General features: G+C 39.8%; 11 protein-coding genes. 9 read left to right on the forward strand and 2 right to left on the reverse strand.

The window, feature by feature from the left end; translation table 11 throughout:
• The first annotated feature begins 112 nt into the window (after window positions 1–112).
• Window positions 113–2269 (forward strand): penicillin-binding transpeptidase domain-containing protein, encoded by a 2157-nt coding sequence (locus tag J0J36_RS01010; RefSeq protein WP_019335974.1) that lies wholly within the window; start codon window positions 113–115, stop codon window positions 2267–2269.
• 35 nt (window positions 2270–2304) lie between these two features.
• Here the strand turns inward: J0J36_RS01010 and J0J36_RS01015 are convergent, their stop codons facing one another.
• Window positions 2305–3237, reverse strand: a complete 933-nt coding sequence (locus tag J0J36_RS01015; RefSeq protein ID WP_019291407.1) for a TDT family transporter — start codon at window positions 3235–3237, stop codon at window positions 2305–2307.
• A gap of 158 nt (window positions 3238–3395) precedes the next feature.
• Between J0J36_RS01015 and J0J36_RS01020 the strand changes: the two genes are divergently transcribed.
• Window positions 3396–4247, forward strand: coding sequence for a LysR family transcriptional regulator (locus J0J36_RS01020; RefSeq protein WP_019291406.1), 852 nt, complete (start codon window positions 3396–3398; stop codon window positions 4245–4247).
• Here the strand turns inward: J0J36_RS01020 and J0J36_RS01025 are convergent.
• Complete coding sequence (locus tag J0J36_RS01025; RefSeq protein WP_153924379.1) at window positions 4210–5127, reverse strand: alpha/beta fold hydrolase; 918 nt, start codon at window positions 5125–5127, stop codon at window positions 4210–4212. The two genes, J0J36_RS01020 and J0J36_RS01025, sit on opposite strands and share 38 nt — an antisense overlap.
• Before the next feature lie 267 nt (window positions 5128–5394).
• Here J0J36_RS01025 and recR point away from each other — a divergent pair, with 267 nt between their 5' ends.
• The 7 genes from recR to J0J36_RS01060 all read left to right on the forward strand — a co-directional run bounded on the left by recR (window position 5395) and on the right by J0J36_RS01060 (window position 13018).
• On the forward strand, window positions 5395–5997 hold the full coding sequence (recR, locus tag J0J36_RS01030; RefSeq protein ID WP_017368792.1) for a recombination mediator RecR: 603 nt from the start codon (window positions 5395–5397) through the stop codon (window positions 5995–5997).
• Between the two features lie 12 nt (window positions 5998–6009).
• Window positions 6010–7059, forward strand: a complete 1050-nt coding sequence (locus J0J36_RS01035) for a D-alanine--D-alanine ligase (protein WP_019291404.1) — start codon at window positions 6010–6012, stop codon at window positions 7057–7059.
• 227 nt (window positions 7060–7286) lie between these two features.
• A complete protein-coding gene (locus J0J36_RS01040) occupies window positions 7287–7553 on the forward strand; it encodes a metal-sensitive transcriptional regulator (RefSeq protein ID WP_003133815.1) in 267 nt (88 codons plus the stop codon).
• Window positions 7554–7658: 105 nt separating this feature from the next.
• Window positions 7659–8990, forward strand: coding sequence for a UDP-N-acetylmuramoyl-tripeptide--D-alanyl-D-alanine ligase (murF, locus tag J0J36_RS01045; RefSeq protein WP_019291403.1), 1332 nt, complete (start codon window positions 7659–7661; stop codon window positions 8988–8990).
• Window positions 8991–9303: 313 nt separating this feature from the next.
• The gene (locus J0J36_RS01050) at window positions 9304–10977 is read left to right on the forward strand and encodes a peptide ABC transporter substrate-binding protein (RefSeq protein ID WP_019291402.1); all 1674 of its coding nucleotides are present in this window, start codon (window positions 9304–9306) and stop codon (window positions 10975–10977) included.
• Window positions 10978–11050: 73 nt separating this feature from the next.
• On the forward strand, window positions 11051–11968 hold the full coding sequence (locus J0J36_RS01055) for an ABC transporter permease (RefSeq protein WP_003133819.1): 918 nt from the start codon (window positions 11051–11053) through the stop codon (window positions 11966–11968).
• A gap of 15 nt (window positions 11969–11983) precedes the next feature.
• Window positions 11984–13018, forward strand: coding sequence for an ABC transporter permease (locus J0J36_RS01060; RefSeq protein ID WP_003133820.1), 1035 nt, complete (start codon window positions 11984–11986; stop codon window positions 13016–13018).
• Window positions 13019–13029: the final 11 nt, after the last annotated feature.

The raw sequence follows: 13029 nt of genomic DNA on the forward strand, positions 1-13029 counted from the left end.
CCTGCATCAAGCAGGTTTTTTCTTTTCTTTAAAAAATGTAAGGTAAAATACAGCTTATTGTGGTAAAATGTTTAGGTATAAATATGACGAGTTAAAATTAGGATAGGGTTCCATGTCTGAGAAAAGAAAAACACGAAACGAATTAAACGGAAAAAAAGATAAAACACGTAAGTTATTAAAAAACCCAACCATGTTGGCATCTGGGCGCGTTAAGCTTCTCTTTTTTGTCATCACGGTTCTCTTTTTAGTTTTGATTGGTAAGCTGTACCACATGCAAATCATGAATCAGAGCTTTTATGAAAGTAAACAAGCAGGGGGCGCAGGCTCGCTACAAATCGTTCAAGGCGCACCTCGTGGGAATATTTATGACGCGAAAGGTGTTCCTTTAGCGACAACAGAACCTGTTGAAGCGATCGAGTATACGCGCGGGCAAAATACGACAGCAGATGATATGCGTAAAATTGCGGACCGTCTTGCTGGCATCTTAACTTTAGATAATGATTTTAAACAAATTACCGAGCGAGATAAAAAGGATTATTTTTTGGCTGATGCCAACAACTTGGAGAAAATTGCTAAAAGTCTGACCAAGGAAGAAAAAACAGATGAGAAGGGGAATTCGCTTTCAGGTTCTGAAATTTATAATGTCCAACTCAGTAAGGTAACCGAGGCGGATATTAACTTTAATGAGCAGCAAATGTTTGCAGTCAAGCTCTTTAAAGAAATGAATTCAACAACTATCTTTAATACAACGATTATTACAACAAGTAATCTTACAGCAGAACAGCAGGCTTATATTGGAGAACATGAGGGCGAACTGCAGGGGATTTCTGTAGGAACCAGCTGGAACCGCAAATATGCGGATACAGCGCTTAAGCCTATATTAGGTACGGTAACGACTCAGAAACAAGGTATCCCAGAAGATATGCTGGACGAGTACCTTAAAGAAGGTTTCCAACGCAATGACCGTGTCGGGACTGCCTTTTTAGAAAAGGGCTATGAAAAGTACTTGCAAGGGACACATACGATTAGTAACGTATTGACCGATAAGCAAGGCAATGTCACTGGAACGGAAGTGAAACAAAAAGGGAGCAAGGGAGATAATCTCAAACTTACGATCGATTTGAAATTCCAAGATGCTGTTGATAAGATTTTGGAAACCGAAATGAACAATATGATCGCGGATGGTTTTGGGACTTATTCGCAGGGCGCATATGCTGTTGTGTTGGACTCTAAGACGGGCGCGGTTTTAGCCTTGTCGGGACTTAAACGCGACGAAACAACAGGGGCAATGCAAAGTAACACTAACGGCACCTTCCAAGATGCTTTTGTTCCTGGTTCGGTAGTTAAGCCAGCAACGCTGACAGCTGGCTGGAATGCCAATGTTATTGCCGGTAATCAAATTCTCAATGATATGCCTATCCAGATAGCAGGGTCAAGTTTGATCGAATCATGGTTTACCAATGGCATCCTTCCAATTAATGCTGTCCAAGCCCTAGAATATTCTTCTAATACATATATGGTTCAAATAGCACTCAAGTTGCTAGGCCAACCTTACGTTCCTAACATGGCTGTTGATGGTACAGACCGTGTAGCTGCCTTCAAAAAGCTACGTGAAGCCTTTGCTTCCTATGGAATGGGAACAACAACAGGATTTGATATTCCTGGAGAAATACCAGGCTTCATTAGAGATGCAAATGAGATAACAGTTTCTGACTTGCTCATGGAATCTTTCGGTCAGTTTGATACCTATACACCACTTCAACTTGCAACATACGGTATGACCTTGGCAAATAATGGTGAGCGTTTAGCACCGCATATTGTGGACGGTATCTATGAAACCAACTCTGAAGGAGGAATGGGTAAACTTGTTAAAAATATCACGCCGAAAATCATGGACAAAGTAAATATCACCCCAGAAAACATGGATGTCCTACATAATGGTATGTATCAAGTCGTTCACGGGAATGACTTTGTAAATGGGCAAATCGGTGCTACAGGTTACTACATGCGCCCTTCACAAGGTGCTGAAGTTTCTATTTCTGCTAAAACAGGTACTGCCGAAGTAACATATGTGGCCCCAGATGGCACAAGTGTACCCGTAACAGTAAACAATGTTGTCGCTTATGCACCAACCGAAAACCCACAAATTTCTATCGGTGTTATGGTTCCGCAAACTACGGTTAAAGAAGGTGGTGTGACCTCGAAGATTGGTCAAAATATTACACGTGAGATTACTAACCTCTATAACTCTATGTATCATTTTAAATAAAATAAAAAACCAGCTCAATGAGAGTTGGTTTTAATTTAAGCTTTTTTGACTAAAAAGTAGCTATAACGAATCAAAACGTAAGTAACTGCGAAGAAGGCAATTACAAGTTCTATCACAGAGAGAGGAGTAAGTAAGGCTGTGAAGGCCGGATAACTTTGAGCCATAAGATGAACTGCAGTAGCAGAAATAACCAAAGGGAAGGTAAAGGCAGCGTAGCTTGGGTAAAAAGGTAGACGGAGCAAAGGAATAACGAGGACCACAGTTGCAAGATAAATCAACTGTGAAAGCAGGAATAAACCGAAAACAAAAAGATTTGACTTGCTTTCTGTCACAGTAAGGTAGGCTGCTAAACAGAGAGAACCTGGAGCTGTAAGGATGGTGATGAGTGGAAGCGTCGACTCATGCATTTTTTTGAAAATAAAGATACGATGTGTAATAATCGGGAGCAATATAAAGTAGAAGAGGAGCGCAGGCCAAAGTACGATACGGCCGATTTCTAGATTAAATACTGTTGCTGTATTGGGGATAACACCCAAGCCTACAAAGGTAATAAACCAGCTCGGATAGACATGGACCATTCCGACTTTTTGCGGCAAGATGTGAAGAGCAACAAAATAAGCCATCAAGAGAAAATGTAGGAAGATAGCAAGCAGCCAAATGAAGTAAACCAGACTTGAGTGGGGGAAAATCCTATTGAGAAAGACACAAATGACCATCCAAGCCATAGTGAAAGTTGGGGAAACTGAGCCAACGATAGGATCTTTAAGAGCTTCCAGCAGATGGCGCATCGTAAAAATAAGTTTCAACATGATCAGAAACATAAAAAAGAGACCAACAAGGTCAAAAGTATTTCCTAGAAAGGTGAATCCTTTGGAATAAAGTAGATTTCCCAAGGAGACCATACCTAAAATTAGACCGCAAATAGGGATAGGGATTTTTTTCAAAAAATTTAAAAACATTTGTTTCATCGAGAACTCCTAGTATTTACATGATTATTGAGTATGAACTTTAGTGAAACTAACAGTTCAAGCACTGCTTTAAGTATAAAACACTTGATTTAATTTGTAAAATGAATTATTGTAATTATAGTAATAGAAAAAAGTAATAAAAAAATAAAGGAGATATAATGTTTTCACTGTTTGAAACCTTCATCGCCATATATGAAACGCGGAGTTTTACCAAAGCAGGGCAGTACTTGTTTATTTCCCAACCCACAGTGACGGTCAGGATAAAGAAATTAGAAGAAGAAGTGGGCAATTCGCTTTTCATTCGCGGAAAGAACCGCGAAGTCATTCCTACAGAAGCAGCAAAATTGCTGTATAAGAAAGCAGTCCAGTATGTTCAAGACTGGGAAAACTTACAATCTGAACTCAATCAGACGACACTTGCCAAGAAACCTTTTAAAATTGGGATATCACAGAGTGCAGCCATCGGAATTATGCCTTTGCTATACCCTAAACTTGTTCCTTACTTGGATCAGATTGATTTAAAAATATCTATGTATGATTCAGAAAAAGTTTTTAATAAGGTTGAAAATCATGATTTGCATTTTGGCATTATCGAAAAACCTTTGGCAAGTGAGCAGGTAGAAGCCTTTCCACTGTTTAAAGATGAATTAGTTCTTGCCGGTAACTTAGAGAGCGAAACTTTTTTTACAAGAGAAATTGGTTCAGGTGTAGGGCATTACATCAAGAAATATCTCCAAGAAGAAAGCTTTAAACCACGTTACTTGGTAAGAATGAACAATAATGACATGATTATTGCCCATATTCAAGCTGGCTTAGGTGTGTCTTTAATTTCAAAACGCTTTATTTCAGAAGGAATGCCTTATCAAAGTTTAGGCAACAAATATCAGCGGAGCTTTACCAGCATTACTTATGCAGAAGAAAAAGACCCTCTTATGCTAGAAATTGTGCAGCATATCAGAGAATCTAGAGAATCTATTGTGGGAGATGTCGCATTAACCAATCGCCAATAGTGTGGTAGACCTCTTCATATTCTGTCTCAAAGAGAATCTCATGACGTAATTCAGGAAAAAGCTGGAGTTTGAGGTGTTTAAATCCTGCTTTTTGGAGTTTCTTATAAACTTTTTGCGGTCCTTTACCCCAGTTGCCGACCGGATCAGCCGCACCGCTGATAATTAGAATTGGCAAGTCCGCGGGCATATTATACATCCAGTTTTTTTGATTGGCCCTATGGACTAGTGAGAAAAGTGTCGCAAAACCATTACGTGTAAACGTAAAGCCAAGTAGAGGATCATTTTCATAGGAAGAGACATTACTTTGATTTTTTGAAAGCCAGTTAAAATTCCCTTTTTCAGGGAATTTTTTGCTATAGCTACCAAAAGCAAGCTTATCTATCAAAGGAGCGACAACTTTTGGTTTTTTTTGACTTATTTTCTTAATGAAGGGCAGGAAGAAATTCAAATGGAGAGGACTTGTCCCCGTTCCCATAAATATCACCCCCTGAATATCAACAGGATAATCTTGCAGAACGTTACGCAAAGCAAAAGAACCCATACTGTGTCCCATCATGAAATAAGGCAGTGTGGGGAGCTTTTTCTTTGTCCAAGTTTTGACTTTATAAATATCAGAGAGGACATTCTGGGGACCAGCGGTACCAAAGTAACCGTAAAGTGGCTCTTTCTGCTGTACAGAATGCCCATGTCCTAAATGGTCATGACCGACCACTGCGAATCCCAAACTATTGAGGTAGAGGGCAAAAGCGTGGTAGCGTTCAATGTTTTCTGCCATACCATGAATGAGTTGGATTACCGCCTTTGGATGTTCCAGCGGCCAGTAAAGCAGATGTAGTTCAGTTTGCTCATCGCTAGATTGTAGGGTGTATTGTTCAACCATATCGGAAACTCCTCTTTCAGTAAATCATTATCAGGATTGAAATTTATTATAACAAAAAAAAGGCTAAGCTGCTGCTGCTTTGAGAGTCATTGTTGCTCTTTGAAAGCACATTAGGCTTAAATGTACAGAAATTTAAGTTATGGTATAATACACAATATCTCACATTCACAGGGTAGAATAGTTCCACAGAATATGAGGATAATTCTCTGAGCGAAAGGTGTGGTATAATAGTTATGACTTTATCACACAGAAAGAAGAAAGGAACACATGGTCTATTATCCTGAACCAATCGCTAAACTTATAGAAAGCTTTAGCAAACTGCCCGGTATCGGGCAAAAAACAGCAACACGTCTAGCCTTTCACACGATTGGTATGGATGATCAAGATGTTAATGAATTTGCCCGAAACCTTATTTCGGCAAAACGTGATTTACGTTTTTGCTCGGTTTGCGGTAATCTGACAGAGAGTGATCCCTGTGCTATCTGTGAAGACCCTCTGCGTGATCGCACAACCATATTGGTTGTAGAGGAAAGTAAAGATGTCTTAGCAATGGAGAAAATCCGCGAATACAGAGGACTGTATCATGTTTTGCACGGAACGATTAGTCCAATGAATGGTATCGGACCGGATGAGATTAACGTGAAAAGTCTCTTAACTCGTCTCATGGGAGACAGTGAAGTAGAAGAAGTTATTCTCGCGACAAATGCAACATCTGATGGTGAAGCAACGGCGATGTATCTTTCACGGATGATTAAACCCGCTGGAATCAAAGTGACCCGCTTAGCGCGTGGCCTTGCAGTTGGCTCAGATATTGAGTATGCGGATGAAGTTACCCTATCCAAAGCAGTTGAAAATCGTATGGAAATTTAAGTGGAGAAAATTATGTCAAAAGAAACATTGATTTTATTATATGGTGGTCGAAGTGCAGAACGAGAAGTTTCCGTTCTTTCAGCTGAAAGCGTAATGCGTGCAGTAAACTATGACAAGTTTAGAGTGAAGACTTACTTTATCAGTCAAGCTGGTGATTTTATTAAAACACAAGAATTCACTGAAACACCCGCAGAAAATGAAAAATTAATGACCAATGAGACGGTCAAGTCAGAACAAAAAGTTGCACCATCGGATATTTATGAAAAAGGTGCAGTGGTTTTCCCTGTTTTACATGGGCCAATGGGCGAAGATGGCTCAATTCAAGGCTTCTTAGAAATTATGCGTCTAGCTTATGTTGGTCCCAATATTTTATCGGCCAGCAGTACAATGGATAAACTTTTAGCTAAGCATGTATTTAGTGCTGTAGGTGTACCGCAAGTTCCTTATGTTGCGGCATATGCTGATGAAAATCAAGAAAAAATTCATGCAGAAGTTCAAGAGAAATTGACTTTCCCTGTTTTTGTCAAACCGGCCAATATGGGTTCAAGCGTTGGCATTTCTAAAGTCAGCAGCTTAGAAGAGCTAGAAGAAGGTCTTGCAGAAGCTTATAAATATGATAATCGTGTGGTGATTGAACAAGGGGTTAATGCACGAGAAATCGAATGTGCTGTTTTAGGAAATGGGGGCAAAGTGCGTTCGACACTGCCTGGCGAAGTCGTTAAAGACGTTGATTTTTATGACTACCGTTCAAAATACATCGATAATAAAATCGAAATGGCCATTCCTGCAGATATTCCAGCAGAAGTCGCACAGAAAATGCGTAACTATGCAGAGAAAGCTTATCAAGCAATGAATGGTGGGGGACTCTCACGTTGTGACTTTTTCTATGATGAACAAGGAGATATCTATCTCAATGAAATTAATGCCATTCCAGGATTCACACAATGGTCAATGTACCCATTGCTCTGGGAAAATATGGGACTTTCATACAGTGAGTTGATTGAAGAACTTGTTTCTCTGGCTCAAGAAGCCTTCGAAATTCGTGAAAGTCATCTCTTATAAAAATAGAACAACTTCAGGCCACGAACCTGAAGTTTTTATTATCATTCTTTCAGCTTTAGCAGAATAGAATGATAATACGCAAGGAGCGAAGCGAGTGGTGAACCCTTAGCTATTCTTTCTGCTTTAGCAGATTAGAATGATAATACGCAAGAAGTGTATGGGCTAAGCACACTCTTTTTGACAAATTATGAGGCGCCCTATATAATGAGAGGAAAGAGGAGATACACATGGGAACAATTTACGACAGCAAGACCAAAAATAGATTGAAAAGAGCTGATGGTCAACTGCAAGGCGTGTTGCGCATGCTAGAAGAAGAAAAAGATTGTGATGCTGTAGTGACACAACTTAAAGCAGTACGTTCAAGTTTAGACAGTTTGATCGGTCTGATTGTAGCTGAAAATTTACAAAACTGCCTTCTACTATTAGAAGGTGACGATGAAAAAGAACGTGAGAAGAAAATAAGTCAAGCCATAAAAATGATTATTAAAAAGTAATTGTTTTTGAATAGAAGGTTATAAGGCTACCGTTGACAACCGTACGCTGTATTTTCATGGCGAATCGGTGCGTTATGAAAGGACTTTTGATATAATAAACTCATCATGAAACTAACACTACACGAAATAGCCCGCATTGTCGGCGCAACAAATAATTGGTCAGAACTGGCAGATACAGAAATTCATAATATTGAGTTTGACAGCCGCAAAATCCAAGAAGGTGATCTTTTCTTGCCACTTAAAGGTGCAAGAGATGGTCACGCATTTATTGAGACAGCCTTTGCACAAGGTGCTCTTGCGACATTCGCTGAACAAGAAGTAGCCGAGCCCCATTTACGTGTTGAGGATTGTCTAGAAGCTTTCCAAAAATTAGCCCAGTATTATCTAGAAAAAATAGCAGTAGAAGTTATCGCTGTGACGGGATCAAACGGGAAAACCACAACCAAAGATATGATTCAGGCTGTACTTTCGGAAAAATATAAAACCTATAAGACACAAGGCAATTATAATAACGAAATTGGAATGCCTTATACCATTCTTCATATGCCTGACGATACTGAAAAAATCGTATTGGAGATGGGCATGGATCGTCTGGGGGATATTGACCTTCTATCTAAAATAGCTAAGCCTAAAATTGCTCTTGTTACGCTTATTGGTGAATCACATTTGGAATTTTTCGGTACACGCGATAAAATTGCTGAAGGAAAGCTTGGAATTAAAGCGGGCTTGCGCCCAGATGGTGAACTTATTGTGCCTGCAGATAAGATTATTAATAAGTATTTACCAGCAGACACAAAAATTACCCGTTTTGGACCAGATGAGGATATTTTTGTTACACAGCTTATCGAACACAAGGATCAACTCAGTTTCACAACAAACTTCTTAGACGAAGAAATTACAATTCCGGTGCCGGGTAAATTTAATGCAACTAACGCAATGCTTGCGGCTTATGTGGGTAAGCTGCTTGACATTGATGAGACCAAAATCAAGCACGCCCTGTCTCATGTTGCCTTGACACGTAACCGTACAGAGTGGAAGAAGGCAAGTAATGGCGCAGATATTCTTAGTGATGTTTACAATGCTAACCCAACGGCCATGAAGCTTATCTTGGAAACCTTCCAAGCCATACCTAAAAATGAAAGTGGACGGAAACTCACTGTTCTTGCTGATATGCTCGAACTAGGTGATCAAGCTCCAGAACTTCACGCAGGAATTGCCGCAGCAATTGATTTCTCGAAAATGGATCACGTTTATCTCTATGGTGACTTGATGAAATATTTGCTAGCAGAATTACCAGAAGATAAAGTATCGTACTTTACCGACCTTAACCAATTGACGGAGACACTCCAAAACACGCTTCAACCTCAAGATCAACTTTTACTCAAAGGATCTAACAGCATGAAATTAGGAACAATCGTTGAAGAGTTACAAAACTAAGCACGCAAGTGCTTTTTTATTATCATTCTTTCTGCATTAGCAGAATAGAATGATAATACGCGAGGAGAATTAGCCTCGCTTTTTTCTTTTTCTAAAGAAGTATTGTGCTAAGAGCAAAATTATATTGTGAAATTGTCAGATAATGTTCGGAAATGACGTATAAAAAAATTAAATGGCAAAAATTTAGAAAAAATATGTAGAAAAGTCTTTACAATTCAGATTGAATTAAGTATAATAGAGAACATAATAAATTTTCAGACAATAATAAACAAATGCAAATTGTCGGATAAGTCAAACAGAAAGAGGATGTTACATGGATAATTGGAAAAAAGTATCATTAGGAACACTTGCCCTGGCTTCGGTCGGGCTCTTGGCAGCATGTGGAAATGGCGGAGGTGGCTCTAAGACAGCTAACCCACAACTTTCCGTTCCGACAAATATTGCTACATTGGATTCGGGCTTGGCTACAGACACTTACTCAAACCTCTTCATCGGGAATACCCAAGAAGGATTGACACGTGTAGATGACAAAGGTGTGGCGCAAAACGCGATGGCATCAGATATTAAAGTCTCTGATGATGGCTTAACATATACCATCACTTTGCGTGATGACTTGAAATGGTCAAACGGCGATGAATTGACAGCAAAAGACTTCCTTTATTCATGGCAACGTGCTGTAAACCCTGCAACAGGTTCACAATACGCTTACTTGCTTGGTAACATCAAGAACGCCAATGAAATTAACACAGGTAAGATTAAAGACCTCAATCAGTTGGGTGTAAAAGCTAATGGCGACCACGAGTTGGTGATTACTTTGACACAACCAACACCATACTTTAAATTCCTCTTGGCAAACAGCGTTTACTACCCTGTAAACAAATCAGCTGTTGAAGAATTTGGTAAACAATATGGAACTTCATCTGATAAAGTCGTTTACTCTGGACCATTCATCTTCAAAAAAGATGCTGGTTGGACAGGGACAAACAACAGTTATTCTCTTGTGAAAAACCCAGATTACTATGACAAAGACAATGTAAAATCAGACGAAATTGATTACACTGTTCAATCTAACCCGAATACAGCGGTTCAACTCTTCAAACAAGGAAAATTGGACCAAGCCAGCTTAGGTACGATGGACTTATACAATGCTAATAAAGGTTACAATGATGGTAAAGATCTTGTTGTCTTGAAAGAAGCAACTACAGCTTACCTTCAATATAACCAATCAGGCGGTGGTACAACAAGCCCAGAAGTCGCTAAAGCATTGCAAAATAAAAATATCCGTGATGCTTTGAATCTTGCGACTGACCGTAAGAGTATCGTTGATCAATTCATTCCAGCGGGTACAGTAGCACAAACATTCACACCAGCAGGTATGTCTGTCACAGCAGATGGTAAAGACTTTGCTGAATTTGCAAAACAAGATTACAACTTCGATGCTGCAAAAGCTAAAGAACTTTGGGAAAAAGGTCTGAAAGAAATTGGTGTTACATCACTGAACATTCAGTACACAACCGATGCTGATGCACCTGTATCAAAATCAGTCGCTGACTTCTTGCAAGCTTCACTTTCTAAAACATTGCCAGGCTTGACACTTACTCAAAAAATCGTACCTTTCCAACAACGTTTGAAAGATTCACAAAACCAAAACTTTGATATTGTTCTTTCACTCTGGGGTGGTGACTACGCTGAACCATCAACATTCTTGCAACTCTTTGCAGATGGCTCAGGTTATAACGATGGTAAATTTGTAAATCCTGCATATCAAGCAGCTTGGACAAAAGCATCAACATTGCCAGTAGTCTTGGATGACAAAGCACGTGATGCAGCATATAAAGATGCTGAAGCAGCACTCTTTAATGAATCAAGCATCAACCCATTGTATTACCGTGCAACACCAGCGCTCCGTAACCAACACCTTAAAGGTTTGCAATTCAACTCAACAGGTTTGTCTTACGATCTCAAAGGTGTTTACATCGAAAAATAGTAGGCACTAACATCAAACGAATAAGTAGGGCTTATGAGGCCTACTTTTCGTGTTTTTATTAAGGAATTTTTATATGTTAGCTAAATATCTTGTAAAACGTATCTTATTGATGCTCTTAACATTATTTGTGGTTATTACAGCGACTTTCTTCCTGATGCAGGTAATGCCAGGAACACCCTTTAATAACCCCAAATTAACCCCAGAGCAAATTCAACAACTAAATGTTGCATATGGTTTAGATAAACCTCTTATTGTGCAGTACTTCATTTATCTCCAAAATGCTTTCACGGGTAACTTCGGTACATCATTTACCTTTGCCAACCAACCTGTAAGCACAATGATCGCACAACGTCTTCCGGTTTCAGCACAACTTGGTTTCCAAGCCTTGATTATCGGTGTCGTTGTCGGAACATTCTTTGGTGTTGTTGCTGCCCGCTTTAAAAATACATGGGTCGATGGACTTTTGAGTATCATTTCTACAGTCTTCTTCTCAGTACCTTCCTTCATCGTAGGTACTTTACTCCTCCTTTACTTTGGTTACACTTGGGAACTTCTTCCAGTATCAGGCTGGGGAACGTTTGCGCAGACTATCTTACCGTCGCTTGCGCTCTCCTTTGCTCCAATGTCACAGGTCATGAGTTTTGTCCGTGCACAGATGATTGAGTCGCTTTCATCAGACTATATCCTCCTGGCACGTGCCAAAGGTTTATCTGATCGTGAAGTCTTATGGAAACATGCGATCCGTAACTCATTGATTCCAATGCTGACACTTATTGGCCCAATGAGTGCCGGGCTCTTGACAGGTTCTGTCCTTATCGAGTCAATTTTCTCGATTCCTGGTATCGGTCAACAGTTTGTACAGTCGATTCCTTCAAAGGACTTCCCTGTCATCATGGGTACTACAGTTGTCTATGCCGTAATGTTGATGGCGATGATTTTGATCACCGATATTATTACAGCATTTGTTGATCCACGTGTACGTTTGGACTAGAAAGGAGGGGAGAAAATGGAAAATATTAACAGCAAATTTAAACTTGTAACAAACCGTGATTTTGAAGCGAGTGAAATGATCGCAAAACCTGCCCTCACTTTTTGGCAAGATGCATGGCGACGTTTTAAGAAAAATAAAGTAGCAATGGTAGCGATGGTTGTCGTTATCTTCACTCTGTTGTTCTCTGTGGTTTCAACATTTTTTGTCCCACAATCAGCAGCCAATAACTTTGATCCGAATGCGGTTCAAACCTATAAAAACTTACCCCCTAAGCTAGGAAATGTAAATATTCCTGGTTGGAACGGTAATTTTGCAGCACCAGGAAGCACAATCGCAGAAGACCTGTACCAAGTACAAAATGTCCCAGAAGGTGAATCTTTTATCTTTGGTACAGACTCTTTAGGACGTTCGATTGCTAAACGTACAATCGTTGGTTTGCGTATTTCCTTGATTATCGCTTTTGCCTCTATCGTCTTTGACGTACTGATCGGGATTACTTATGGTTTAATCTCCGGTTGGATTGGCGGAAAAGTGGACACGGTCATGCAACGTATCATTGAGATTATCAGCTCTATTCCAAGTTTGGTTATTGTAACCATGTTTGGTCTCCTACTTGGGCAAGGTATTGTTTCAATCGTCCTTGCTATTGGTCTCTTTATCTGGACAGGTATCGCCCGGCAGGTAAGGAATATGACCCTGTCTCTTAAGGAACGTGAGTTTGTTCTTGCTGCGAAGACCTTAGGTGCCAGCCCGTTCAAAATCATGGTTAAACACCTTATTCCAAACATGTTAGGTGTTATTATCGTACAAATTATGTTTGATATTCCATCGGTAATTTTCTTTGAAGCGGTTCTTTCGGCGATTAACTTGGGGGTTAAACCACCAACAGCATCGCTAGGTTCATTGATTTCAGATGGTATTCAAAGCTTGCAATTCTATCCATTCCAAGTTGCAGTACCTGCAGTAGTCTTGTCTCTCCTGTCACTCGCCTTCTTCCTCTTTGGTTACGGCTTACGTGACGCTTTCGATCCAAAATCAGGCCAAGACTAAGAAATGAGGAA

The organism is Lactococcus sp. LG1074 (assembly GCF_017309525.1).
Classification (GTDB): Bacteria; Bacillota; Bacilli; order Lactobacillales; family Streptococcaceae; genus Lactococcus; species Lactococcus petauri.